This is a genomic window from Campylobacter massiliensis (assembly GCF_014253065.1).
GTDB lineage: Bacteria > Campylobacterota > Campylobacteria > Campylobacterales > Campylobacteraceae > Campylobacter_A > Campylobacter_A massiliensis.
On the sequence record NZ_JACLZK010000001.1, the window covers coordinates 1,330,950 to 1,356,177 of the forward strand.

The window sequence follows — 25,228 nt, forward strand, 5'->3', positions numbered from 1 at the left end:
CTTACTTAAAATATCAAATTTATAAAGCTCTTATCCGTGCAGCGTTAATATCACAAACTAGATCAAATTTGACGTCTTAAAGGTGCGGGTTTGGCGGGCTAGCCAGTAAAATACGGGCGTCAAATTTAAAAACTAGCCGCGCAAATTTTAGTATAATACCCCAAAATTTAACTAGGCAAAAGCGATGATAAACGACGAATTTTACATGTCTCTAGCCATAAAAAAGGCTTGGGAGTTTCAAATTTTAACCTACCCAAATCCCGCCGTCGGTTGCGCGGTTTTAGATGCCGGCGGCAGGCTACTCTCGGTCGCCACGCATAAAAAGGCAGGCTTTTTGCACGCCGAGCCAAGCGCGATTCTCTTGGCGCTCTGCCAAAAGTGCGAGGCGTTTTTGAGCAATTTTTTACGCGAGTATCATGCGGCCTTGGGCGTCAAATTTGAAAACGCCGCAGAGCTTGAAAATGCGGACTTGGAGCCAAATTTCACGTATGAATACATCCTGCAAAATCACGGCGATATGTTAAAAGGCGCCAAGGCCTACGTGACGCTCGAGCCCTGCGCTCACCGCGGCAAAACTCCGCCTTGCGCCGAGCTTTTAAGGCAGCTAAAATTTGCCGAAGTCGTTATCGCTAGAGGCGATGAAAACGCCGTGGCTAGTGGCGGCGCGCATATCTTGCAAAGCGGCGGCGTAGCGGTCAAATTTGACGTACTACGGCAGCAGGCGGACGATCTGGTTGAGCCGTTTCTAGCGTGGCAGAGGGGGAATTTTAGCTTTTTCAAGCTCGCTCTTAGCGCAAATGGCGTCGCAGTCGGCACCGCGCAGAGCAAAATCATCTCAAATCTAGCCAGCCGCACCCACTCTCACCGCCTTCGCAGCGCGGCCGAGCTGCTAGTTATCGGAGGCGCCACCGTCCGTGCCGATCGCCCGAGGCTCGATACCAGGCTGATAGAGGGCGGCAAAAACCCAAACGTGATGATCTACTCGCGCGAGTGCGAGTTTGACGCGTCTATACTGCTTTTTGGCGTGGCGGGCAGGAGTGTGCGCGTAACAAGCGATATAAATGAAGCTTTCGCGCCGCGCTTAACGATGTTTGAGGGCGGCGAAAACGCGCTAAAAACCCTAGACGAACGCGTAAAATGGCTGCTACTCTACCGCTCGAGCGAGCTTTTGGATGCGCCAGCGGTAAGGCTAAATTTAAAGCTCAAGCCGCTATTTCACGGCGAGCTTGACGGCGACGTTTACGGGTGGTATAAATTTGAGCGGGATTTGGGCTAGATCGCGTCAAATTTAGCCAAATGATTTTGTAAATTTAAAGGAGATAAATGAAAGAGATAACGCTAAACGGAGCGAAATTTCAGGTCGCGGCAAACACGATGGATGAGCTAAAAAACGAGGCTCTTGGCGATAAAAACGGCGAGATATATAAATTTCTAGCTAAATTTAACGCGAGCGAGCCTGATATCTTTATCCTAGATGGCTTTGCGACGAAGGAAAATTTGGAGCTAAAAGATGGCTCAAACGTCGTATTTATCAGGCGCGGCGCGATGCCTGGGCGAGAAGTGCTAAAAGCCATGATCGCCTCCAGAAACAGCCCCGAGCTAAACGCGGCGCTAGCTAGCGGCTGCGTGGGCGTGGCGGGACTTGGCGGCCTTGGCTCAAATATCGCGCTAAGCCTAGCCCGCACGGGAGTCGCTAAGCTCGTGCTGGCCGACTTTGACGTCGTGGAGCCTAGCAACCTAAACCGCCAGCAGTACTTCGTCCGCCACATCGGTATGAAAAAAACCGACGCGCTAAAAGAGCTCATCGCTGAGGTAAATCCATTCGTCGAGGTCGTGACGCACGACGTGACGCTAGACGCAAGCAACGTCGCCGAGATTTTCGCGCCGTGCGGCGTCATCTGCGAGGCCTTTGACAACGTCGCGGGCAAGGCGATGATGGTAAACGAGGCGGGCGCGAGCCTGCGGGATAAAAAGATCGTCGGCGCGTCGGGCATGGCGGGGTACTTTAGCTCAAACCTCATAAAAACGGTCAAATTCGCGCGAAACGTCTATCTGTGCGGCGATCTGCAAAATGCTGCGGGCGTAGGGCAGGGGCTCATGGCCGCGCGCGTGGCGATCTGCGCAAATCACGAGGCAAACCTTGCTATCAGGCTTTTGATGGGGCTTGAGGAGGTTTAAATTTGTCGGCGGCGACCTTTTAGCTTGCGCTCAAATTTAGCTTTAGCGTGTTTTTGATTGCGTTAAATTTGAGTAAATTTCGTTGCGACAAAGTCAATGGCTTGCGTTTTGTAGCATCAAATTTAGCTAGCAAATCGGTTATTTGTAGTATAAAATTTTGTAAATTTGGTCTAATTTATATAAAATTTGACTAAATTTACTAGCCTGATTTCTTGGCTAGTTGTTTGCGTTTAGCGGACTTTACCGAAGTTTGTTTAAAATTTTATCGTGAGATTCAATCCAAATGAGCGCGCGCCTAAGAAGAAGTCAAATTTTACCTACGCTACTTCATCTTCGGACGAAACGAGCGTTTTACGTCAAAGCCCTTGCCGGCGATTTTTACCTCGTTTGGGACCATGCCTATGGAGGCTTGGGCGTTCTTTTGGGCGGATAAAAATCAACTAAACTCTGCCAGACGAAATCAGCGTCCAGATAAAGCCCCATCGCGCTAAGCTGCGGATTGATCGCTACGAGAGATATCTTTTATCGGATTTTCGTGAAAATCTAGAGGCTATTTCACGCAGTTTAAAACGCACTCCCGCGTAGCTTAGTCGTCGTTTTTTTCAAAAATACGAAACGATATAGGCGCGAAACTTATCGTCAAACGTCAAAACCTTACGATCAAAACGCAACTCTTTAGTCGCTTTGTCTTCCTTTTTAAATCTAAACTTGTGTAAATTTTACCCTAGCGGCGAAAATATGAACCAAGTTTTTGCCGATAAAAATCACGGAGTGTAGCAGACGCGGCAGATCCTCGCCCGCATAAAAATCAGTACTAAGCTTGCCGTCCTTGCTTGCGTGCACTTTGTAGTGCTAAAAATGGCTTATCAGCCTCGCTAAGGCTCCATAGCTCGTCCGCGCTTACGAGAGCCGAGTTTCTGCGGTCGTAGACTAGCATCTCGTCAAGGCCGTATTTTGATACCATAAAGTCGTAGTTGTCTTTAAATTTCGAGATTATTTTCACGGTGCGCCTTTAAATTTACCTCGCCTTAGCTTCAAAAAACGCCGAGATAAGCGAGTTTGCGCCTTGATTTATAAATTTTTGTATCGCTTTTTCGTAGACGGACGGCTTTGCCCAGACGGGCTTGGCCACGCCGCTTAGCTTTTCTAGCTCGGCGCGCGCGGAATAATAATCGCTCACCTCGTCTATAAGCCCGAGTTTTGCGGCATCGCCGGCGAGAAATACCCGCGCGTTTGCCCACTCTTTGCTTTTGTTTGCGTCTAGATTTCTATCGGCCGCCACGTCGCTTACGAACATCTCGTAGCTGGCGTTTACGAGCTCTTGCAGCTGCTCGCGTTCGATTTTGCTCCACGGGCGTAGAAACGTCCCCGCCTCTTTATACTCGCCCGCCTTTACGACTTGCTGCGAGACGCCGATTTTAGCCGCTAGCTCGCTGGCGTCGGCGCCTTGCATTATCACGCCGATCGATCCGATAAATGCGCCCGGATTTGCCAAAATCCTGTCCGCACCCGCACCTGCGTAATAGCTGCCGCTCGTCATCGACCCGCCCGCATACGCGACCACGGGCTTTGCGGCGCGTAGATTTTTGACCGCGAGATGTAGCTCGACGCTAGGCGCCAGCGCGCCGCCCGGGCTATCGATATAAAGCAGTACGCCCTTGATGTTGCCGTCCTTGCGTGCGGCCTCGATCTTTTCTAGCGCTTCGCCCGCATCCATGATCGCGCCCGATAGGTTGATCTGGGTTAGGTTGGGCGGATTTACGCTCTCGCCTTTGCCGCTAAAAAATATCAAAAATACGATGAGTAAAAACAGCATCGCCTTAAAATAGGTGTTTATGAACCTAAAAATCGCCGCGATCGGCGCGAAAATAAACCTTAAAAATCCCATTTTTTTCCTTTAATTCATTTAAAATCGGGGCGCATTTTACCATTTAAATTTATAAATTTAGCTAGCGGGCCGGATTTGGGGCGGGCGTCAAATTTGAGTTTAAATTTGGTATTTTATTTTGCCACTCCAGGGTCTAAGCCGTACAATTCGGCTTCAAATTTTACTCTAAATTTACATTCGCGCCGCCGACAAATAGCCGCTTGCAGCCCCTCGCGTGAAAAACGAGCATGAGCGGTAGCTGCGCCGCGTCGGCGTCTGCAAAACCGCCGTAGAGAGCGAGGTCGGCTAGCTTACCCGTTTTTATCTCGCCTGCGTCCAAATTTAGCGCCTTTGCCGCGTTTTTTGTCGATGCTAGAAGCAAGATTTTAGCAAGATCTAGCGGATCAAATTCGGCGTGAATGAGCAAATTTGCCCGCAGCTCGTCAAGGAAATTTAGGCTCATATTTGAGCTAAGGCCGTCCGTGCCGATATTTATGCTCACTCTGGCATCCAGCGCGGCGCGTAAATTTAGCGTGCGTTTGCTAAGCAGCCTGTTTGAAACCGCGCAGTGCGTGAGGCTATGAAGCTCGCGGTCAAAGCCCGAAAGATCATCCGCCCAAACGCAGTGCGTAAAGAGCGTGCGAACGCCCGTAAACATCGCTATAAACGAGCTTGGCGTATAAAGCGGACGCGCGGCGGGGTTAAATTTGCCCAGCCACTCTTTAAAGCCGCCAGCGCCTTGCTCTAGCCAGTTTTTTTCGTGTTCGCTCTCCATAAAATGCGTCGAGACGACCAGCTCCCGCTTGCGAGCTAAATTTAGCGCAGCGGCGGCTAAAACAGGGTGCGTAGAGTAGGGCGAATGTACCGAAACCGCGGGCGTAAAAAGCGGGCTTTTGCGCTTTTGCGACGCTTCAAAGCGGGCGGTGAAATTTGCCAAGCTTTGCTCCAGCGCAGCTTCGTTCGTGCCTAAAATTTCGTTAAAAAACACGACCCTGCCGCCGCAGTTCGCGCACGCGTCCAAATCCCCGCCAAAGCTAGAAACCGCTCCGAAGCTCGCCACGCCGCTACGCTGCATGGTTTTTATCGCAGCGGCGATGACGGCCTCGTTTGCCGCCTGCGAGAGCGCGCCGCGAGAGGCGATGACCGAGCTAAGCCACTCTAAAAAATCGCCGTAAATGAGGCTGGTTTTGTTCGCGCTAAACTCCAGATGCACGTGCGGGTTGATAAAGGCCGGCGCCAAAACGGCGTCCGGATACTCGAAAAACTGCGCGCCCTCGTATCTTTTGCGCAGCTCCTCGGCCTCTGCAACCGCCTGGATACGCTCATCAAAAGCAACCGCCACATCCTCTAAAACGGTAAAATTTTCGTCGCATAGCATTGTAAATTTTGGTTTAACGATGATCATTTTTAAGCTCCTATTTTTCGTGATTGTAGCGAAAATTTAGCTTAAAAAATGTATAATCAAGGCTAAATTTAAATCTTTTAAAAGGCTAAAAATGGAAACAAAATCTAAACTAATGGTCATCCAAGGCCCAAATATCAACATGCTGGGCACGCGCGAGACCGATATCTACGGCTCGATGAAGATGGAGGATATCCACGGACAGATGAAGCTTTTTGCCGAGCAAAACGGCATCGAGATCGAGTTTTTTCAGAGCAATTTCGAGGGCGAACTAGTGGATAAGATCCAAGAGTGCTTCGGCGAATTTGACGGCATCATCATAAACCCTGCCGCCTACACGCACACATCTATCGCGATCCGCGACGCTATCGCAGCCGTCGGACTTCCGGTCATCGAGGTGCATATCAGCAACATCCACCGCCGTGAAGAATTCCGCCAAAAAAGCCTCATAGCGCCGGTAACTGCGGGACAGATCGTTGGCTTTGGGCCTGTGGGCTACCACCTAGCTATGATCGCAATGTTGCAAATTTTCGAGCAGATAAAAGCTTTAAGGGCCGTGAGAGAAAAAGCGGAGTAAGATAGGGCGAAGTTGAAAAATTTTATCCTAAAGGACGAAAACGCCGTTTACCACGAGTGCGGATACAGCTGCGACAACGCGATATTTTTGAGTCTTGCGGGGCGCAAATTTTTCCTCACCGACGCGCGTTATAGCATCGAGGCGCGCGAGCTTTGCAAAGATACCGAAGTGATCGAGGTCGAGCGAAATTTGATAAAAGACGCACGACTGTTTTTACGAAAGGCAGGCGTTGCTGAGCTTGGCTATAACCCGTACGATTTTAGCGCGGGCGAGTGGGAAGCCCTAAACAAGGGGCTTGGGATAAGATTTAAGGCGCGGGCGAATTTTTCGCAAATTTCGCGCATAATAAAATCAGAGGATGAGATAAAAATTTTAAAACGCGCGGCGCAGCTTGGCGCGGAAAGATTTGACGAATTTGCCGCCTTCGTGCGCGAAAACGGCGAAGGGATGAGCGAAGAGGAGCTGTTTTTTAACGCCGAGCTCATCTTTAAGAAAAAGGGCGAGCTAGCGCTTAGCTTTTCGCCTATCGTCGCGATCAACGAAAACGCCGCTAAAGCGCACGCTCTGCCGAGCAAAAAGCGTTTGCGGCAGGGCGATTTGCTCCTGCTTGACGCGGGGGTTAAATTTAACCGCTACTGCTCCGATAGGACGCGTACGGCGTGCTTTGACGAAAATTTTAACTTCGGCAAAGAGCAAAATTTTAAAAACGCCAAACGGCAAGAAATTTACGAAATCGTAAAAGAGGCTCAGGCTCTTGCTATCGCGGCGGTTATGCCCGGCAAAAAGGCGCGCGAGATCGACGCTGCGGCTAGAGATTTTATCGCCGCTCAGGGCTACGGCGAGGCGTTTTTTCACAGCACCGGACACGGCGTCGGAGTCGATATCCACGAGCTTCCGTTTATCTCAAAGCGCGGAGATACCGTGCTAAAACAGGGCATGGTATTTAGCGTGGAGCCCGGGATTTACTTACCCGGCGAGTTTGGCGTGCGCATCGAGGACGTCGTGGTCGTGCGCGAAAACGGGGCTGAAATTTTATGAGAGTAGCGGGGGCGAGACGGTTTGATAAATGCCTCTTTTTCCCGAAGGTTTTTGATTTTAGACCTGGTTTTAAAAATAGCGTTATTTTAGGGCTTGGCGGTAATATCGGCGACGTGAAAAAGCGCTTTAATCGACTGCATTTTAAACTTAGCCGTGACAGCAGGTTTCACGTCGTCGAAAACTCGGCCATCCTCATCAACGAGGCGTTTGGGTTTAAGGAGCAGGCTGATTTCACAAATGCCGTAACGCTCGTGCAAACAAGCCTTGCCGCGAGGCAAATTTTAAAAATAACGGCAAATTTAGAGAGGCGTTTGGGGCGCGTGCGAAGCTTTAAAAACGCGCCTAGAACGCTTGATATAGATATTTTGTATTTTAGCGGACGAAACAGAAACGACGCGCGGCTGGTGCTACCGCATCCTGGCGCAAAAAGCAGAGCTAGCGTGATTTTGCCGCTTGGGACGATGAAGTGCGTTAGCAAAAGCGGAGTGAAATTTTAAAATTTAGCGGCCGCAAAGCCTAAATTTGAAGCGGGAACGAAAAATGCATAGCCTTTGCCGCGACGATTTTGACTAGAGGCGGCTAAATTTAGCGAGAAACGAAGGAGAAGATTTGGCGACGAAGTTTTATACGTTTACCGGCGAGAGCAGTATGGAAGCGCTAAAAAAGGCGCAGGCTCAGTGCGGTGAGAGGGCGATCTTGGTAACGACGAAGCAAATTCAGCCAAAGACGATAAACAAAAAGCCGCTTTATGAAATTTTAGTTAGCGTCGAAGAGGACGCGAGCGAGCAGAAAAAAAATCAGCCCCAAAAGCAAAATTTAAAGGGCTACGAGGAGTTTTTGCGCGCTCAAACGCCCAAAGATGAAAGACCGCAAAAGATCATTTTAGACGAGCGCGAGCTTTTTAGGGCCGAGCAGCAAAACGCCAAAGCGGCGGTAAATTTTACCCAAAATTCCGCAAGAACCGCGCCGGGGAATCAAAACTACAAAACCGCTCAAAACAGCGGCGAGGACATACTCCTAAACATCTCAAAAGCCGCAAAAGAGATAAGCCAGATAGCAAATATCGAAACCGCGCCGGGCCGCCAGGATCAAATTTACGACAAAAAGATCGACGACGTCGCAAGGCAGGTAAGCGCACTTAGCGAAAAAGTAAATATGATAGCCGATATGTTCTGGGAGGAGCGTGCAAGCGCCAGAAACAACCTAATCATACCGTCGGAGTTTGCCGGCATCTACAAAGATGCCAAAAATAGCGGGATGAAAGAGGAACACCTAGAGCAGATAATGAAAATAACCGCGGAAAATATGTCGCCTCAGATGAAGGCTAATCCGACTGCGGTGAGGAGATATTTTAGCTCGCTGCTTAGAAAGATGCTGCCGTGCAGGAGCGAAGAGGATAATAGAAAACAAAAGATCATGATGCTAGTGGGACCCACCGGAGTGGGTAAAACCACGACTCTAGCCAAGCTTGCGGCGAGGTTTGCCTACGGCGAGGGCAGACGCGCGAAAACGGGCATCATCACGCTTGATACCTACCGTATCGGCGCGGTCGAGCAGCTGTTTCAATACGCAAAAATGATGAAACTACCGATCCTTGACGTTATCGAGGTCGAGGACTTTAAAAACGCGTTAAAGCAGCTAAATCACTGCGAAGTGATCCTCATAGACACCACGGGCAGCTCGCAGTACGATAAAGAAAAGCTAGCTAGGCTCGAGATGTTTTTAAAACATAGCGACGCGCAAATAGACGTAAATTTAGTGCTTTCCGCAGGCTCAAAGATCGATGATATGCTCGAAATTTACAACGGTTTTAGCTTCCTTGATATCGACACTCTGATCATCACCAAATTTGACGAAACCAAAATTTTCGGTAACGTTTTTTCGCTAGTTTACGAGATAAATAAACCCGTTAGCTTCTTTTGCCTAGGACAAGAGGTGCCCGACGACATCATGGTCGCTAAGAGCGAGTTTTTAGTCGATTGCCTCTTGCAAGGGTTTAATAAGGATAAAAAATGAACACTCAAGCCGAGAAACTAAAAGATATAGTAGCCTCTAGATCCAATACGAAAAACACGCGCTTCATCGCCGTAACTAGCGGCAAAGGCGGCGTGGGCAAGAGCACCATAAGCGCAAATTTGGCAAATATCCTAGCTAGAAACGGCTACAAAGTCGCGCTTTTTGACGCGGATATAGGACTGGCGAATTTAGACGTCATCTTAAACGTGCGCATTAGTAAAAATTTGCTCCACGTGCTAAAAGGCGAGTGCTTGCTAAAAGATATCTTGATCGAGGTAAAACCGAATTTGACGTTGATTCCCGGCGAGAGCGGAGACGAGATACTTAAATTTAACAACCAATTTTTATACGAGCGTTTTTTCGAGGAGTCCTCGAGCCTTGACGATCTTGATTTTATCATCATCGACACGGGTGCGGGCATCGGCGGAAATACACAGCTATTTTTAGAGGCCGCAGACGAGGTCATCGTCGTGACCGTGCCCGACCCCGCCGCGATAACCGACGCCTACGCCGTTATCAAAATCACCTCTAAAAATAAAGACAATCTGCTTATGCTTTTTAACATGGTTAGGAGCGAAAAGGAGGCGGTTAGGATATTTGAGCATGTGCGCAAGGTAGCCAGGGCAAATATCGAAAATCCGTTAAATTTGGAGTTTTTGGGCGCTATCAGCGAGGACAAAAACGTCTCTCGCAGCATAAAACAGCGCACGCTTTTTACCGACGATAGCAGATACGATGCCGCGAGCATGGAGCTTGAGCAGGTGGCGTCGAAGCTACTTTATAGATTGGAACAAAAAGTGCTTAATCCAAGTACGAACAACAGCTTCAGCGGCTTTTTTAGGCGGCTAATGGAGCAATTTTAAATTTAGGATTTTACTTTGAGAGCGGAAAATTTTATAGCATTTTTTACGGTTTGCGGATTTTTTATCGGCGCGACTTTTTCGGCGTTAAAGCTGAACGACCCGATAGATATGCTGGTTTATACGTTTCTCATTACGTTTTTTTTCTATCTTTTGGTACACGTGGTTATTATAAATTATTTAGACGCTAAAGCGTCGCTAAAAAGGCGGTTCGATAAGGAACTATACGAGCAAAGGGCCGATTATCTAATCGGCGAACTAGCGCTTAGAGAAAAACGAATAGATAATCTCTTAAGCAAGCTCGCAAACGAAAATATACTGATAAAACAAACGTTAAATAAGAGCAACGAAAGTAATGCAAAAGCCGCTTAATCCATACGCCCAGACGATAAAAAAAGAACAAGACGACATCGTACTAGCCTACATGCCCGCTCTTCGCGCGATGGCTTTTAGGCTAAAGGAGCGCTTGCCCGCTCATATCGACGTTAGCGACCTGATAGGCGCCGGGCTTGAGGAGATGGTAAAGCTCTCCAGAAAATACGACAAAGAGCAAAACGACTCTTTTTGGGGATATGCGCAAAAGCGAGTTTACGGCGCGATGCTTGATTTTTTACGCGGGCTTGACGTGGTTAGCCGCTCGGACCGCACTTTGGTAAAGTCTATCGAGACTTTAGTGGATGAGTATTTTAATAAATTTGAGCACGAGCCAGACGATGCGTATATCGCAGGAAAGCTTGGCGTCGATATAGAAAAAGTAAGCGAAGCAAGAAACGTGAGCGCGGTCGTCGCCGTCCTAAATATCGACGATCAAATGGAGCTAATGAGCGAAGAAAATACGCTCGAGCGGATCGAAAAAGAGGACTTGATAGAAAAGATAGCTCAAATTTTAAACGAATTTGAGGAGCGCGATCAGCTCATCGTGCAGCTTTATTATTACGAGGAGCTGAGCCTAAAGGAGATCAGCGAGATTTTGGGCATCACGGAGAGCAGGATATCGCAGATCCATAAGCGCTTGATGGATAAAATAAGAAAAAAGCTTGAGGGCAAATAATGGCGGACATTTTAAGTCAAGAAGAGATAGACGCGCTACTAGAAGTCGTAGACGACGAAGAGGCGAGCGGGTCGATCGGCGAGGGCGGTAAGGAAGAGCAGCGCCAGGTAATAATCTATGATTTTAAACGCCCAAACCGCGTCAGCAAGGAACAACTGCGCGCGATAAAGGGCATACACGACAAGCTTGCGAGAAATTTGGCTTCTCAAATTTCAAGCGTTATGAGAAGTATCGTGGAGATCCGCCTGCACAGCGTCGATCAGATGACCTACGGCGAGTTTTTGATGAGTTTGCCGAGCCCTACTAGCTTTAACGTCTTTTCGATCAAGCCGCTTGACGGCAACTGCGTTTTGGAGATAAACCCGAGCATCGCATTTCCCATGATAGATCGCTTGTTGGGCGGTAACGGCGAGGGTTTTGAGGCTAGCAGAGAGCTAACCGATATCGAGGTAAATTTGCTCGATGCGATCCTGAGGATGATGATGCAGCGCCTAAAAGAGAGCTGGGCGATGATCACCGATATGTACCCAAACGTCGAGGCTAAAGAGAGTAGCCCAAACGTCGTGCAAATCGTCAGCCAAAACGAGATCGTGATAATGGTCGTCATGGAGATCATTGTAGGCAACTCAAGCGGTATGATAAATATCTGCTACCCGGTCATCTACCTAGAGCCGATCTTGAGCCGCCTAGCCAACCGCGACATAATGCTTGGCGAAACGAGCGCGAAAAAGAGCCGAAACAAAGAGCTAAAAACGCTAATCGGGCGCGCCGAGGTGCTGTATGAGGCGATACTGGGCAAAAGCGTCGTTAGCGTAAACGAGTTTTTAAATTTAAAAGAGGGCGACATACTGCGCCTTGACCGCTCGGCAAACGACAAGGCTATCGTCACGATCGATAAAAAAGAGGTATTTTTGGCCGAGGTCGGACTACATAGATTTAGAAAATCTATCCGCATAGAAGAGCTAATCAGAAGCGACAAAGACGAAATCAAAAACATCCTCGAACAGTACGAAGAAGAGCGCAAAGCCAAGCTCATGAGCTACGAGCAAGAAGACGAAGAGGATGAGGATAATATATTAGGCGAGGGTGAAGATGATGAATGATTTTTTGAAAATTTTCGTAAACGAAGTAAAGGCTACGATCGAGGGACTAACGGGCAGGACGCCTGAGATAGGTGAGAGAAACGAATACGACGCGCCCAAGCAAGAAGGCATAAAACCGCCTCTAGCCGTAGCAAACGTGACCGTCGGCGGCGATACGACGGCAAAGATGATGCTAGTAGCTACGCCCGTGCTAATGAGCGCGATCGGCGAGTGGATGCTCGGAGAAGAAGAGATCTCGCGCAACGAAAATTTAAGCGAGGACGAGCTAGACGCCGCAAAAGAGGTATTTTCAAATATCCTCGGCGCATTTTCTACGAGCCTTGGCGCGCAAAAAGGCATGCCGAAGCTAAATTTCGAGGTCGCGAAGGTAAATTTCCTCGACGAGAGCGCAAATTTAGACGTAAATACGTTTGAAAAAATCTACATCTACTCCGTTAAAATCGGCGACATCAGCGAGCATATCGCTATCGTGCTTGATTTTGCTCTGGTTAAGTTTTTTAACAAAGATCAAAAAGAGCCTGCCCAGCAAGCAGCTCCCGCAAAAAGCGATCTAAGCGCCGAAGAAATGCGAAATATCGGACTCATCATGGACGTGCGCCTGCCGCTTCACGTACGCATCGGCTCAAAAAGAATGCTACTAAAAGACGTGCTCACGATGGATATAGGCTCGGTCATTGAGCTAAACCAGCTCGCAAACGACCCGCTAGAAATTCTAATCAGCGACAAGGTCGTAGCCCTAGGCGAGGTCGTCATCGTAGACGGCAACTTCGGCATCCAGATCACTCAGATCGGTACTAAAAAAGAGCGCTTAGAGCAGCTTAGATAAGGTTAAATTTAGAAATAAGAGGCTAAATTTAGCCTCGCTTTATCTCGGGTGCGCTTTTTCTCAAATTTAACGGCATTTTGCTCAAATTTGAGCGCGAAACTACGGCGCGTAAATTTAACCCCGCAAGCGCAAATTTAACCGCAAAGAGAAATAATGGATGAAATTTTAAACGATCTGGCCAAATTTAGGGATTTTGCGACCTATAAAAATCCTAGCGTCACGTTTTTCGGCTCGGCTAGATTTGATGAAAATAGCAAATACTGTAAAATGGCTTTTAGCCTCGCAAAGGAGCTTGCCGACGGCGGTTTTGCTGTCGTTAGCGGCGGCGGGCCGGGCGTGATGGAGGCGGCGAACAAAGGAGCGTACGAGAGCGGCAAAAGTCCGTCCGTGGGCCTAAACATCGTGCTTCCGTTCGAGCAAGTGACGAACAGATACGCCACGAGCAATTTTGTCTTTTCAAATTTATCCGCTCGCAAATTTGCCCTCATCGAACGCTCTAGCGCGTTTTTGGTGTTTCCTGGCGGCTTTGGGACGCTTGACGAGCTGTTTGAGATCCTAGTGCTCGCGCAAATCGGCGCCAAAAAAGCTAAAATTTTCCTCATCGGAAGCGAGTTTTGGAGCAAGCTTGATGATTTCATCAAAACCACGTTGATACGCGAAAAAGCCGTTAGCGAGGAGGATCTGTCGCTTTATACGATCAGTGACGATCTAGACGCGGTAAGGGACGAGCTTTTAGGGATTTTGGACTAGGCGAGCTTTTATAAATTTTAGGGACTAGGCGATGTTTGACAGGATGCGAGATAGGATCTCTTTTGCGCTGATTTGCCTTGTTTTTATCGCTATTTTCGGCTATATTTCCGTCAAATTTGACGGCGCGCGTGTCCCTTTGCTAATTTTAACCGCCGTGGTTTTAGTAGTTGCGATCGCGGCGCACACGATACACGAAAATTTAAAGCTAGATAAAGATCTAAAAGAGGGCGAAGCTCAAGATAAATAGCCGTAAACAGCTTGGCGTCTAGTTAAATTTGGTCGGTAAATTTGCCATTACTTATACTTGGCGTTCGGCGTTAAATTTTGATTTTTACGCTTTGGTTTTTTGAGCGGATTTGCCGATATGCTCGCCTTTTACTTCAAATTCGGTAAATTTGACTGCGTCATCGCTGTTTGCAAATTCTGCGTTGCCGTCTCGGCGGGTAAAATTCAGAGCCGAGTAAGGCGCAAAAGCTAAATGCCCGCTTAGCTCGCTATCCTTGACTCGCAAATTTATAGCCTATTAAGCTAATTTTTATATAATCGCACCGAATTATACGAATTTGTCTTATTGTGGGGCTAGGGCTAGATTTGTAAATTTTAAAGCCGAATTTAAAATACAAAACTTTAGGGTGCGGTATTTTTAGATGATTTTTGCGGCTGTGCCGTCAATTTTCGGCGTAGATAGAACACATAGTTCATCGAGCCGAAAATTTACAAGCTCCGCAAAAAGCGCTAAAAAGACAAGCCCTCGCAATAGGAAAGAAAAAATGAAAATACTAATGGCCATGAGCGGCGGCGTCGACTCCACCATGAGCGCCAAAATGCTACTCGAAGCGGGTCACGAGGTCGTGGGCTGCTATATGAAACTACACAAAAAGCCAGGCTATCACGAGCAAAACATCGGCAAAGTAGCCCGCGCGTGCGAGTATCTGGGCATAAACTATCACGTGATCGACCTGCAAGACGAGTTTGACAGATACGTCTATACGCCGTTTGTCGGCGCTTATAAAGAGGGCCGCACGCCAAATCCCTGTGCGCTTTGCAACCGCTTTATAAAATTCGGCGAGCTGTTAAAATTCGCCAAAAGTATCGGCTGCGAAAAGCTGGCCACCGGCCACTACATCCGCGTTCAAGACGGCCTCATCAGAGTCGCCGCCGATCCTAGCAAAGACCAGAGCTACTTCGTCGCGCAGGTGCCAAAAGAGATAATCGCCGATATGATTTTCCCGCTCGGAGATAAATTTAAAAAAGATATAAAAGAGCTGGCAAAATCTCTGCCGAGCTTTCGCGAGTACGGCGAGCAGGCCGAGAGTAGCGAGATTTGCTTCGTCGAGGATACCTATATCGAGGTGCTAAACAAGCACTACGAGACCGACCTGCCGGGCGACGTGGTCGATAGCGCGGGCAGGGTGATCGGGCGACATAACGGCTATATGCACTACACGATCGGCAAGAGGCGCGGATTTGAGGTGTTTGGGGCGCACGAGCCGCATTTCGTGCTAGCTATCGACGCGGCAAATAACCGCATCGTCGTAGGTAGCAAAGAGGAGCTCGAGCGCGGCAAGATCGCGGTAAATAGCCTAAATTTGTTCATAGACGAGAGCGAGTTTGACTGCGACGTCAAGGTTCGCTACCGCAGTATCGGGCTAAACGCGCACGTAAAAGTGCTAGACGGCGGCACAGCCGAGGTCGAGCTAAAACAGAGCGCGTTTGGCGTGGCTAGCGGACAGCTCGCGGTATTTTACAGAGGCGAGCTGGTTATCGGTAGCGGATTTATACTGTAAATTTTATCTTAAATTTTGATCGCTTCGGGCGGTCAAATTTATCAAATTTAGATCGGCGTTTGAGGGCAAAGGCTGGTCAAATTTACCTGCATTTGATCAAATTTAAGTTACCGCCCGCCGTGCAAAATCCTCAAATTTTCTTTATTTTGCAGTCTGCTTTCATGCTTCAAATTTAGCCTAAAATCGCTAAAATATACAAAAATAATCAAAGGACGCAAGATGAATCCAAAAGAGATCGCCGAGGAGCTCATCATAAAAATGATCAACGCCGCCGATCGCAAGCAAACCCAGCGCGTGCGCGAGTGCTTCGCCGACGTCGTATTCGTCGATCACTCGAGCCTAAACGGCATGCGCGGCGCGCTCGTGAGCGCGGACGAGTTCGTGACGTCGTGGCAGCAGTTGCTCGAGGACGCGCAGACCTACGCTTCGCTTAGCAACTTTGAGCTATTGCCCGCGCAGGAGGGCATCAGCGCCGAGTGCCACGCGCACATGGTTTACACGGCGCCCGGCATCGAGCCGTGGGAGATATTTGGGCGTCAGATTTTTGAGATATTTAGGGTTTCGGGCGAATACAAGATCACTTCGTTTCAGTTCGCCGCCGCCGTACAAAGGGGCAACAAAAACTTCCTAAAAGAGCTGCAAGCGCGTAAAAAACGCTCGAAACTCGGTCAAATTTACGATAAATTTAGCGGGAAAAAGTGAAATTTGATTTATGCGCGCGAGGCTTTGAACTGTAAATTTACGCCCAAATTTATCGGCAAAACCCGCACCGCAAAATGCTAATTTAGTTGCAAAAACCACAAGCCTGCTAAGCCGTCAAATTTGCCTCTTGCCTAAAAATATCAAGGTTCAAATTTAACTCGCCTATGATAGATAAAAGTTCTGAAATTTCCTTTTTGATCCCCGCAGCATCCTCGAGACTAGGCGGTAGCGAAAAGAGCGTCGTCTCAAATTTATTTTTCGCTCCGTTTAAAAATAGGTAAAATTTATCGTCCATAAAAGCCGCACTTACGCCCATCTCTGCGGCGTATTTTATCTTTAGCTCGCGTAAGCGCTTCATAAACGCGGGCGTCAAAAGATATCTTGCTTCGACCTTGTCGTCCGTAAAAACCCTAAATTCATCGTTAAAAAGAGTATCATCCATCTGCTCTTTTTCGCCTAAAAATTTAGTATTTAGAGTGCGGCTTGCCACTATCGTTTGCCCGCTAAATTTCTTGTGAAACTCGCAGACTAAAACCGAGCCACTAAAGGCTTGGGCATTGCTATATATTGTATAGAAAGCCGTAGCGACAAAAAGGACTGCGGCTATTTCCGGAGAGCAGCCGGTGCCGGCGACGATAGTTCCGCCCGGTATCCTTATTGCTTCGCTTAAGCTAAATTTAACGCCGTTATAAATGCCGCTGATTTGATCTTCGGCGCGGAATTTATTTTGCGCATATATGCCTATCTTTTTAAATTCCTCACGGCTAATCCCTGCCGACGGTTCATAACTAAAAGCCTGGTTTATATCCGAAATAATGGTACGAATATAAACATCTTTGTAAAATTCCTCGTAAACCCATAATGGTTCAATTACATTAGACCAAGTTGTCACCCATGAGACGATAAAAATTGGAATATAACCGATGATGATAAATATTACGCCTAATTCGCTTCTAAAAATTTTTTCCGCTACGAAAATCCCGCTAAGCGGCAATATGGCTATAAAAAAGATCCCCAAAAATAGATACTTTGCAAATGCCAGCCTGCACTCTTTTTGCTTTTTTGCGGTTGCCTCTATCGCTTCGTTTATGTTCAAATTTTGCCTCTTTTGGAATTTTACGTTTAGAGCGAATTTTAACAAATTTTACGCCGTGAAGGTGCGGGTTTGGCGGACAAGCAGCTAAATTTAAAGAAAAATCGGTCAAATTTGACCGAAAATAAAAGAATTTAAGCCGAATCAAATCGGCTTAAAAATTTGAGTTTAGCGCAGATATTTGACGTTAGCTTTGGCGCGGAGTTTGTTGAAGTATTCGCCGATGACGCGGTCTTGCTCGAGTTTATAAAGCGCGTTCATCGCCTCGTCTCTGACCTCGTCAAATTCAGGCATCGTTTGCCCCTTTTTAGATGCTACGTAAAACATCTCAAAGCCCTCTGGAGTCTGGAAAATTTGCGTGAAAGTGCCGTCGGGGGTCTGCTGAAATATCGTTCGTAGTTGAGGCGGGATCTGCTCGCTTTTTAGATCCAGCACGTCCATGTGCACGCTGTGGTTGGCGTTCATCGGAGAGCTGTGTCTGGCGGCCTCTAAAAGCTGCATCGAAGGCGCCACGTATCTAGTCACGCTCACGTCGGTAAAGTGCGCGAAAAGGTCGCGATTTTGCTCGAAATACGCTCTCGCGGCGTTTTCTGAGATGTTGATTTTAGCCTCGGCAAATATGCTTTGATATAGCTTTTCTTGTTTTATGCTTTTTGCCACGTCGTCTTTAAACTGCGAGTAGTCGCCACCCTTTGATAGCACGGCCGAGCGCAGGTCGGAGACGTTCATGCCGCTCTCGCTTGCGATCTTTTGCAGCCTTTGATTTAGCTCGTAGTCGCTGGCTTCGATTTTTAGGTTTTTGATCTGCGCAGTTTCTAGTCTATCGCGGATCAGTAAATTTAGCGCGTTTGCTTCGTTTGTTTGCAGCTGCGCGGCGGCTTTGCGCACTTCGTTTACGGTGATGGGTTCGTTTTCGATGATGACGGCTATGCCGTTTGAGATCTGGCTCGCGTTAGCCATACAAAAACTGAGAAAAAACGCGGCGAATGAGATCTTTTTTAACATATAAAACCTTTGTTTAAGTCTAAAGTAAATATAATTTGAGCATTATAACATTTTAAATTTAAGCGCAAGCTATAAAGGTAAAATTTAATGCAAAATTCACAAATAGTAACTAGATTTGCCCCCTCTCCGACCGGATATCTGCATATCGGCGGGCTTAGGACGGCGCTTTATAACTACTTATACGCTAGAGCAAACGGCGGCAAATTTCTGCTGCGCATCGAAGATACCGATCTAAAACGCAACTCCGAGGAGGCCACGCAAGCGATAAAAGAGGCCTTTGCCTGGTGCGGACTGGATCACGACGGCGAGGTGACGTATCAGTCGCGTAGATTCGACGTTTATAAAGAGTACGTACAGAAGCTGCTAGCCGAGGGCAAAGCCTACAAATGCTACATGAGCAAAGACGAGCTAGACGCTCTGCGCGCCGAGCAAGAAGCGAGAAAAGAGAGACCCAAATACGACAATCGCTACCGCGAATTTACGGGTACTCCGCCTGCGGGAGTCGAGCCCGTCATCCGTATCAAAGCGCCTCTAAGCGGCGAGATCGTGATCAACGACGGCATCAAAGGCGAGGTTAAATTTAGAGTCGAGGATATCCTGGATGATTTTATCATCGCGCGCTCCGACGGCACGCCTACCTATAACTTCACCGTCGTGATAGACGATGCGCTGATGGGCGTAACGGACGTCATCCGCGGCGACGATCATCTATCAAACACCCCGAAGCAAATCGTACTCTACGATGCGCTGGGCTTTAAAGCGCCGAAATTTTACCACGTCGCGATGATAAACGGCGAGGACGGCAGCAAACTAAGCAAACGCCACGGCGCGACCGACGTGATGGAGTATAAGCGCATGGGTTATCTGCCCGAGGCTCTTTTAAATTTCCTCGTTCGCCTAGGCTGGAGCCACGGAAACGACGAAATTTTCGGTATGGACGATATGCTAAAGTACTTCGATCCGCACGATATAAACAAGAGCTCAAGCACCTATAACGCAAGCAAGCTAGAGTGGCTAAACGCCCACTACATCAAGACTCTGCCGTACGAGAGGCTAGCAAGCGAGATGCTTGAATTTGATATAGATTTTAAAGCGATGCCAAAGGGCGAAGTGCTGTTAAATTCATTGCGAGAACGCTCGAAAACGCTAGTTGAAATGAGTCAGAGCGCAAGAACGATCATAAACGCTCCAAGCGCATACGACGAGAAAGCGTATACTAAATTTATCACGCCCGAAAGCAAGGAAAATTTGGCTAAATTTGCCGAAATTTTAGGCAAAAATTTAGACGCCAAGGGCTACGAGGAGATGACGGCTAAATTTTTAGAAACAAACGGCTTAAAGCTAAAAGACCTAGCTCAGGCGCTTCGCGTCGCGCTAACGGGAAATAGCGTAAGTCCGGGGATATTTGAGGTGCTCGAAGTTTTGGGCGCAGACGAGACGAAAAAACGAATAAAAAATATTTTAAAGGAGAACAAATGACACACGTAACTAACGAAGAGGCGCTCGCGTATCATGAGGGCGGCAAGATAGAGATAAAAGTAAAAACCCCATGCGCCACGGCTAGAGACCTATCTATGGCGTACACGCCGGGCGTTGCGGTACCGTGCAAGCAGATCGAGGCCGACAACGAACTAGCCTACAAATACACAAACAAGGCAAATTTAGTAGCCGTCATCACCGACGGTACAGCCGTGCTCGGTCTAGGCGACATCGGCGCGGTAGCGGGCAAGCCCGTGATGGAAGGCAAGGCAGTTTTGTTTAAAAAATTTGCAAACGTAGACGCCTTTGACATCGAGCTAGACGAGCACGATCCAGATAAGATCGTAGAGATCTGCAAAGCCTTAGCTCCTACTTTCGGCGGTATAAATTTAGAAGATATCCGCGCTCCGAAGTGCTTTGAGATCGAGCGCAAGCTACAAGAAGCAGTCGATATCCCGGTCATGCACGACGATCAGCACGGCACGGCGATGATAACAAGCGCGGGCATAATAAACGCGATGGAGATCTCCGGAAAAGACATCTCTAAAATCAAAATCGTAGTTAGCGGCGCGGGCGCTGCAGGTATCGCATGCGCGAAGATGTACAAGGCTCTGGGCGCCAAGCACATCGTGATGATCGACAGTAAAGGCGTCATACACAAAGGCCGCACCGATCTAACTCCGGAAAAGGTCGAATTTGCCCTTGAAACCGCAGATAGAACGCTAGCAGATGCTATGAAGGGCGCGGATATGTTCCTAGGCCTTTCAAAACCAGGCGTCGTGACCAAGGAAATGGTCGCCTCTATGAACGATGAGCCGATTATTTTCGCGCTTGCCAACCCTACTCCGGAAATCTTCCCTGAAGACGTCGCTAGCGTGCGAAACGACGTGATGATGGGAACCGGCCGCAGCGACTATCCGAACCAGGTAAATAACGTTCTTGGCTTTCCGTTTATATTCCGCGGCGCGCTAGACGTCAGAGCTAAAAAAATCACCGAAAATATGAAAATGGCTGCGGCCCGCGCGCTTGCAAATTTGGCCAAAGAGCCCGTGCCTGCGGAGGTTTGCGCGGCGTTTGGCGTAAAAGAGCTAAAATTCGGCAAAGACTACATCATACCAAAACCGTTTGACAAACGCGTCCTAACGGCGGTCGCTCCTGCGGTAGCGCAAGCAGCGGTCGACGACGGCGTAGCTAGAGTGAAGGATTTTGACGTCAAAGCCTATACCGAAAAGCTAGCAAAGGGTCTGTAAATGAAAAACGTCAGGCTCATCTCTCATCCGCTCATCGAGCACAAACTAGCGATTTTAAGGGATAAAAACACTGAGCCGTTTCAGTTTAGGATGCTCGTGGACGAGATCAGCCACCTGATGATATTTGAGGCGACTAGGGATCTGGCGTTGCGCGACGTGAGCGTGCAGACTCCGGTCGCCCAGGCCCAGGCCAAAAAGCTCGCGACAAAGGTGATGATTTGCCCTATTTTGCGAGCGGCTCTGGGTATGCTAGATAGCGTATTTACGATCATTCCCGATGCTAGCGTGGGCTTTTTGGGCTTTCAGCGAAACGAAAAGACCGCGGAGGCTGAGTTTTTCTACGCCAAGCTGCCTCGCGACGCCAAAAACCGCCTAGCCATCATCATCGATCCGATGTTCGCTACCGGCGGTACGGCTATCGACGCGGTTAAGTTTTTACGCGAGAACGGCATAAAGCAGATCAAATTTATCTCCATCATCGCAGCTCCAGAAGGTTTAAAGCGCTTTAGCGAAGTTTACCCGGACGTCGAGGTCTATACGGCTGCGATCGACGAGCGACTAAACGAGAAAAACTACATCGTGCCGGGTCTTGGCGACGCGGGCGATAGGGTGTTTAATACGCTTTAAATTTGACAAACCGGGACGGCACATTTAGCTTGCTCCAAATTTGACCGAATTTGACTGCGATCTATGCGGTTGGATTCGGCTTTTGCCGAGTCAAATTTGACGCAAAATTACTCTCATCTTTACGGCGCGAAATCATCAAATTTGGATTTTGTCCGTACAAATTTGACGGCAAATTTAACCCCGAAGCAAGCACTTCAAATTTATTCCAAAAGGTCTTTTTTGAACAAACAACTACTTAGAAACGTCATCTTGCCGCTGGCTGTTTTGTTACTCGCGGCGCTGTTTAAATTTATTATCCCAGATAGCAGCTCAACCGCCCCGAAACAAAATCAGCCGCAAAGCGAATTTATAGGCGGCAGCGCAGAGAAAAATGTAGCCACCACGCCTTCCGCAAACGTCGTAAAGGACGGCACTTACACCTCAAAAGACGAGGTTGCGGCGTATATTTATAAATTCGGCGGGTTGCCGCGAAATTTCATCACCAAAAAAGATGCGATCGCGCTCGGATGGGACGCTAAAAGCGGCAATCTATGGCAAGTCACTGACAAAAAAAGTATCGGCGGCGACCGCTTTTCAAATAGAGAAAAAAGGTTACCCGAAGCTAGCGGGCGCAAGTGGTTTGAGTGCGATATCGGATACCGTGGAGGACGACGCGGAGCCGAGCGTATCGTGTTTTCTAGCGACGGGCTGATCTACTACACGCCCGATCATTATGAGAACTTTTATCTACTTTTTGAGCGGAGGCGGCAGTGAAAATCATAACTCTAAACGGCGCGAAAATGCGCGAGAAAACGGCGGCCTTTGAGTATCTGGCGCGAAAATTCGGCCTAGGCCCCGAGATAAAAAACCTCGACGCGCTTTACGACGCGCTCGGCGAGATAAACGAACCTACGCAAATCAAACTAAAAAATCACTCCTCTCTTGCCGCGCTAGGGGGTTATGCAGACGATCTGATCGCCGTTTTTACCGACCTTACGGAGGAAAACGAGCGGGTCAAATTTGAGATTTTGTCTTGAGTTTTTGCCTTTCGTGCGGTAAATTTTAGGTCAAATTTGCGGGTTTAGGCGCCGCAGCTTTTAAAATTTAACTATCTAAAGTTCGTATGCTCTAAATTTGAGAGTATGTTACTGTGACGCGGATGCGCGAACGCTAGTCAAATTTACCCCGCACGGAGCCCCGCCCGTAATAAAACACGCAAAAGCCGACAATCTAAACCAAATTACTCCGCATTTACTTCCGTATATTTTACGCGCCGTTGCCGCTAGCCTTAACCCGTTTTTAGGCTTTTGATGATATAATTTCTCAAAAATAAGACTTTTGCGGTTTGAGGCGAGTTTAAAAAAATAGCAAATTTAATCAGCTTAAATTTAACGTCCCAAAAGCGCAAATGCTCTAAAATTTATCAAAAAAGGAGCCAAAATGAAAACATTAGTAGTTTTATCTCACCCAAATTTCGCCGCTTCTCGCCTAAACAAGGCGCTGGCAAACGCCGCTAAAAGTGCTGGCGCCGAGGTTCGCCACCTAGAGGGACTATACGGCACCGACGCCCTTAAAATCGACGTCGCAGCGGAGCAGGAGGCGTTTTTGCGCGCCGATCGCATCGTGTTTTTATTTCCGATGATGGGCTTTAACGTACCGTCAATGCTAAAGGCCTACATCGACTACGTGCTAAGCCGCGGCTTTGCCTACGGACAGGGTGCGAAGATCGCGGGCAAACAGCTGCAAATCGCCGTGAGCACGGGCGGCGGGCTAGGCGAATACTCCAAACACGGCGCGATCAAATTTAGCCTAAACGAGATTTTGCTGCCGCTTCAGTGCTGCGCGGACTTTTGTGAGCTCGTTTACGGGCGCATCTTTGCTAGCTGCGGCGTGGAGCCGGGCGTGCCCGATAGCGCGATAGAGGCGCATGCGGCGAGATTTACGAAGCTCTTAAACGACGAGCTTGAAGAGCACGAATACCAAATTTAACGAAGCAAAACAGCCCAGCCTTGAGCCCAAATTTGCACCGCTAGCGGCGATTTCCTATGCGGAGTCGCCGCTTTTCAAATTTAGCCTTAAAAGATAGCTTCGGAACTAAAGCTAGATGGGAAGCTCGGCGCGTTTTGGCGGTTTTTCATCGTCGCCTTTTGGGAATGAGCTTTCTGAGTGACCGAGACCCGCACCTTTTTGTTGCTTTGCTTTGGAGTGGGCGCATTTTGCGGCGCGAATCGGTTAAATTTGCGCTATCGTAGCAAGGCTCACAAGCCGCGTCTTTTTGACCAGGACTATGATTTGGATTTTACGAAAATTTATTTTTACAGACTTGGTTTTTGGTTTTAAATTTAGCACGTTTCGCCGCGTTTTAAAACGGCGCAAATCCTTATAAATTCGGAGTTTTTATGATTTTTGGCAAGATTGATTATCTAAATTTGCTTCCTTTTCACGTATTTTTAAAGCGCTCGCGCCTAAGCTCTCAGGATAAAAAAATCATCGAATTTAAAAAAGGGGTGCCTAGCAAACTAAACCGCGATCTACGCTGCCGTAGGATCGACGCCGCCGTGATATCAAGCATCGAAAGCCGCAAAAAGCGCTATAAAAAGGTGAGCCTGGGCATCGTAGCTAAGGGCGGCGTCAAAAGCGTGCTCGTGCGAAAGGGCACCGCCGCGCGCCCGGATCCAGCGTCTGCGAGCTCAAACGCGCTAGCCGGAGTGCTGGGGCTTGAGGGCGAGGTACTCATCGGCGACCGCGCGCTAAAGGCGTATCTGCGGGAGGGCGAGGAGGCGTTTTACGACCTGGGGCGGGCATGGCGCGAGCGGACGGGCTTGCCGTTTGTTTTCGGGCGATTTTCCTGCGTGAAGGGGCGCGGCGCGTATGAGCGGCTGGCGCGCGAGTTTTTGCGAGCAAATGTCAAAATCCCAAACTACATCCTCGCCAAATACGCCCAAACTAGGGGCATCAGCGCGGATGATATCAAATGGTATCTCAAATTTATCAGCTACGAAATCGGCGCGAAAGAGCAAAAGGCGCTGCGGATATTTTTCAAAGAAGCGCGAAAAAACGGACGCACGGCGAAGCTTTTGGCGCAAGGCGAGCGGTAAGCGCAAATTTACTCTAACGCGCCGCTTTTAAATTTGCCTTTTTATCTCAGGCGGTTTTCGCGGTCGCTTCAAATGCCGCAGTTTAAAGCCTAACCGCCGCGCAACGCTAAGTTTTAACCTCGCTAAGCGGCGATCGCGTTTTTTAGAAGCTAGCAAGATCCCGTCAAATTTGAAATTTGACGACCAAATTTACGGCTAATCTCGTCAAATTTAGCCCACTTAAATTTTAAATTTACGCCGCCGCTAGCTCAAATTTTATTCGGCCGAATTTATATTTTGGCTTCGTCTTTGCGGCTCGATTATTTTACTTCAAATTTGAGTTTGAGTCTGATTTACTTTGGTTGCTATCTACGTAAATCACCTTGGTCGGGTCGTTCTTGGTTTTATATATAAACCATCTTATTTCATATTGCCTTTTTTCTTCATTTGCCCATTTTACAAAAGATTCGGTATCTTTAAACGTAGAATTTTCATCTGAACAATGTTGCTTATAGTAGTCTATCTCTTTATCAAATTCTTCTATCATTTTCGGGTCTATCG

Annotated in this window: 28 protein-coding genes and 1 pseudogene; 22 read left to right on the forward strand and 7 right to left on the reverse strand. The window is 48.2% G+C overall.

Features of this window, described 5'->3' with window-relative positions:
* Positions 1 to 184: 184 nt before the first annotated feature.
* Positions 185 to 1,276, forward strand: a complete 1,092-nt coding sequence (gene ribD / locus H7R39_RS06375) for a bifunctional diaminohydroxyphosphoribosylaminopyrimidine deaminase/5-amino-6-(5-phosphoribosylamino)uracil reductase RibD (protein WP_185898435.1) — start codon at positions 185 to 187, stop codon at positions 1,274 to 1,276.
* 47 nt (positions 1,277 to 1,323) lie between these two features.
* The gene (gene thiF / locus H7R39_RS06380; protein WP_185898436.1) at positions 1,324 to 2,178 is read left to right on the forward strand and encodes a sulfur carrier protein ThiS adenylyltransferase ThiF; all 855 of its coding nucleotides are present in this window, start codon (positions 1,324 to 1,326) and stop codon (positions 2,176 to 2,178) included.
* 814 nt (positions 2,179 to 2,992) lie between these two features.
* On the opposite strand, the gene H7R39_RS06385 is transcribed toward thiF, so the two are convergent.
* The 3 genes from H7R39_RS06385 to mqnF all read right to left on the reverse strand — a co-directional run bounded on the left by H7R39_RS06385 (position 2,993) and on the right by mqnF (position 5,450).
* On the reverse strand, positions 2,993 to 3,181 hold the full coding sequence (locus H7R39_RS06385; RefSeq protein WP_185898502.1) for a hypothetical protein: 189 nt from the start codon (positions 3,179 to 3,181) through the stop codon (positions 2,993 to 2,995).
* A gap of 15 nt (positions 3,182 to 3,196) precedes the next feature.
* Complete coding sequence (gene sppA, locus H7R39_RS06390; protein ID WP_185898437.1) at positions 3,197 to 4,066, reverse strand: signal peptide peptidase SppA; 870 nt, start codon at positions 4,064 to 4,066, stop codon at positions 3,197 to 3,199.
* 160 nt (positions 4,067 to 4,226) lie between these two features.
* Positions 4,227 to 5,450 carry an aminofutalosine deaminase family hydrolase gene (mqnF, locus tag H7R39_RS06395; protein WP_185898438.1) on the reverse strand — a complete coding sequence of 408 codons (1,224 nt, stop codon included), beginning with the start codon at positions 5,448 to 5,450 and terminating at the stop codon, positions 4,227 to 4,229.
* A gap of 91 nt (positions 5,451 to 5,541) precedes the next feature.
* Here mqnF and aroQ point away from each other — a divergent pair, with 91 nt between their 5' ends.
* The 11 genes from aroQ to H7R39_RS06450 all read left to right on the forward strand — a co-directional run bounded on the left by aroQ (position 5,542) and on the right by H7R39_RS06450 (position 13,915).
* Entirely contained in the window at positions 5,542 to 6,024 is a 483-nt protein-coding gene (gene aroQ / locus H7R39_RS06400) for a type II 3-dehydroquinate dehydratase (protein ID WP_185898439.1), read from the forward strand.
* A gap of 12 nt (positions 6,025 to 6,036) precedes the next feature.
* Positions 6,037 to 7,062 carry a M24 family metallopeptidase gene (locus H7R39_RS06405; protein WP_185898440.1) on the forward strand — a complete coding sequence of 342 codons (1,026 nt, stop codon included), beginning with the start codon at positions 6,037 to 6,039 and terminating at the stop codon, positions 7,060 to 7,062.
* The gene (gene folK, locus H7R39_RS06410; RefSeq protein ID WP_185898441.1) at positions 7,059 to 7,559 is read left to right on the forward strand and encodes a 2-amino-4-hydroxy-6-hydroxymethyldihydropteridine diphosphokinase; all 501 of its coding nucleotides are present in this window, start codon (positions 7,059 to 7,061) and stop codon (positions 7,557 to 7,559) included. Before H7R39_RS06405 ends, folK begins: the two co-directional genes overlap by 4 nt.
* 112 nt (positions 7,560 to 7,671) lie before the next feature.
* Entirely contained in the window at positions 7,672 to 9,078 is a 1,407-nt protein-coding gene (flhF, locus tag H7R39_RS06415) for a flagellar biosynthesis protein FlhF (protein WP_185898442.1), read from the forward strand.
* Complete coding sequence (locus H7R39_RS06420; RefSeq protein WP_185898443.1) at positions 9,075 to 9,941, forward strand: MinD/ParA family protein; 867 nt, start codon at positions 9,075 to 9,077, stop codon at positions 9,939 to 9,941. Before flhF ends, H7R39_RS06420 begins: the two co-directional genes overlap by 4 nt.
* A gap of 15 nt (positions 9,942 to 9,956) precedes the next feature.
* On the forward strand, positions 9,957 to 10,310 hold the full coding sequence (locus H7R39_RS06425; RefSeq protein WP_122862463.1) for a hypothetical protein: 354 nt from the start codon (positions 9,957 to 9,959) through the stop codon (positions 10,308 to 10,310).
* Complete coding sequence (locus H7R39_RS06430) at positions 10,294 to 10,989, forward strand: RNA polymerase sigma factor FliA (RefSeq protein WP_185898444.1); 696 nt, start codon at positions 10,294 to 10,296, stop codon at positions 10,987 to 10,989. Before H7R39_RS06425 ends, H7R39_RS06430 begins: the two co-directional genes overlap by 17 nt.
* Positions 10,989 to 12,092 carry a flagellar motor switch protein FliM gene (gene fliM, locus H7R39_RS06435; protein ID WP_185898445.1) on the forward strand — a complete coding sequence of 368 codons (1,104 nt, stop codon included), beginning with the start codon at positions 10,989 to 10,991 and terminating at the stop codon, positions 12,090 to 12,092. The genes H7R39_RS06430 and fliM overlap by 1 nt, the downstream gene beginning before the upstream one ends.
* Positions 12,082 to 12,918: a flagellar motor switch protein FliY gene (fliY, locus tag H7R39_RS06440; RefSeq protein ID WP_228724735.1), complete on the forward strand. Its 837-nt coding sequence runs from the start codon at positions 12,082 to 12,084 to the stop codon at positions 12,916 to 12,918. Before fliM ends, fliY begins: the two co-directional genes overlap by 11 nt.
* A gap of 153 nt (positions 12,919 to 13,071) precedes the next feature.
* A complete protein-coding gene (locus H7R39_RS06445) occupies positions 13,072 to 13,668 on the forward strand; it encodes an LOG family protein (RefSeq protein WP_185898447.1) in 597 nt (198 codons plus the stop codon).
* Positions 13,669 to 13,699: 31 nt separating this feature from the next.
* On the forward strand, positions 13,700 to 13,915 hold the full coding sequence (locus tag H7R39_RS06450) for a hypothetical protein (RefSeq protein WP_185898448.1): 216 nt from the start codon (positions 13,700 to 13,702) through the stop codon (positions 13,913 to 13,915).
* Positions 13,916 to 13,999: 84 nt separating this feature from the next.
* Here H7R39_RS06450 and H7R39_RS06455 read toward each other — a convergent pair whose 3' ends face one another.
* On the reverse strand, positions 14,000 to 14,179 hold the full coding sequence (locus tag H7R39_RS06455; RefSeq protein ID WP_185898449.1) for a hypothetical protein: 180 nt from the start codon (positions 14,177 to 14,179) through the stop codon (positions 14,000 to 14,002).
* Positions 14,180 to 14,438: 259 nt separating this feature from the next.
* Between H7R39_RS06455 and mnmA the strand changes: the two genes are divergently transcribed.
* Together mnmA and H7R39_RS06465 are read left to right on the forward strand one after the other, a co-directional pair.
* Positions 14,439 to 15,455 carry a tRNA 2-thiouridine(34) synthase MnmA gene (gene mnmA / locus H7R39_RS06460; RefSeq protein WP_185898450.1) on the forward strand — a complete coding sequence of 339 codons (1,017 nt, stop codon included), beginning with the start codon at positions 14,439 to 14,441 and terminating at the stop codon, positions 15,453 to 15,455.
* 219 nt (positions 15,456 to 15,674) lie between these two features.
* Positions 15,675 to 16,157 (forward strand): nuclear transport factor 2 family protein, encoded by a 483-nt coding sequence (locus H7R39_RS06465; protein ID WP_185898451.1) that lies wholly within the window; start codon positions 15,675 to 15,677, stop codon positions 16,155 to 16,157.
* Between the two features lie 106 nt (positions 16,158 to 16,263).
* Here the strand turns inward: H7R39_RS06465 and H7R39_RS11105 are convergent, their stop codons facing one another.
* Complete coding sequence (locus H7R39_RS11105; RefSeq protein WP_221892072.1) at positions 16,264 to 17,253, reverse strand: DUF3137 domain-containing protein; 990 nt, start codon at positions 17,251 to 17,253, stop codon at positions 16,264 to 16,266.
* A 165-nt stretch (positions 17,254 to 17,418) separates the two neighbouring features.
* A complete protein-coding gene (locus H7R39_RS06480) occupies positions 17,419 to 18,255 on the reverse strand; it encodes a peptidylprolyl isomerase (protein ID WP_185898452.1) in 837 nt (278 codons plus the stop codon).
* 87 nt (positions 18,256 to 18,342) lie between these two features.
* On the opposite strand from H7R39_RS06480, the gene gltX reads away from it, so the two are divergent.
* The 7 genes from gltX to H7R39_RS06515 all read left to right on the forward strand — a co-directional run bounded on the left by gltX (position 18,343) and on the right by H7R39_RS06515 (position 24,688).
* Entirely contained in the window at positions 18,343 to 19,734 is a 1,392-nt protein-coding gene (gltX, locus tag H7R39_RS06485) for a glutamate--tRNA ligase (RefSeq protein ID WP_185898453.1), read from the forward strand.
* Positions 19,731 to 20,984 (forward strand): malic enzyme-like NAD(P)-binding protein, encoded by a 1,254-nt coding sequence (locus H7R39_RS06490; protein WP_185898454.1) that lies wholly within the window; start codon positions 19,731 to 19,733, stop codon positions 20,982 to 20,984. The genes gltX and H7R39_RS06490 overlap by 4 nt, the downstream gene beginning before the upstream one ends.
* A complete protein-coding gene (upp, locus tag H7R39_RS06495) occupies positions 20,985 to 21,611 on the forward strand; it encodes a uracil phosphoribosyltransferase (RefSeq protein ID WP_002948924.1) in 627 nt (208 codons plus the stop codon). It abuts the gene before it with no gap.
* Positions 21,612 to 21,830: 219 nt separating this feature from the next.
* Positions 21,831 to 22,364, forward strand: coding sequence for a ribonuclease domain-containing protein (locus tag H7R39_RS06500; protein ID WP_185898455.1), 534 nt, complete (start codon positions 21,831 to 21,833; stop codon positions 22,362 to 22,364).
* The gene (locus tag H7R39_RS06505) at positions 22,361 to 22,627 is read left to right on the forward strand and encodes a barstar family protein (RefSeq protein ID WP_185898456.1); all 267 of its coding nucleotides are present in this window, start codon (positions 22,361 to 22,363) and stop codon (positions 22,625 to 22,627) included. The genes H7R39_RS06500 and H7R39_RS06505 overlap by 4 nt, the downstream gene beginning before the upstream one ends.
* A gap of 403 nt (positions 22,628 to 23,030) precedes the next feature.
* Positions 23,031 to 23,579 carry an NAD(P)H-dependent oxidoreductase gene (locus H7R39_RS06510; protein WP_185898457.1) on the forward strand — a complete coding sequence of 183 codons (549 nt, stop codon included), beginning with the start codon at positions 23,031 to 23,033 and terminating at the stop codon, positions 23,577 to 23,579.
* Between the two features lie 410 nt (positions 23,580 to 23,989).
* Positions 23,990 to 24,688, forward strand: a complete 699-nt coding sequence (locus tag H7R39_RS06515; RefSeq protein ID WP_185898458.1) for an MqnA/MqnD/SBP family protein — start codon at positions 23,990 to 23,992, stop codon at positions 24,686 to 24,688.
* A 304-nt stretch (positions 24,689 to 24,992) separates the two neighbouring features.
* Here H7R39_RS06515 and H7R39_RS06520 read toward each other — a convergent pair.
* Positions 24,993 to 25,228: pseudogene (locus H7R39_RS06520) on the reverse strand (ankyrin repeat domain-containing protein); the annotation flags it as partial.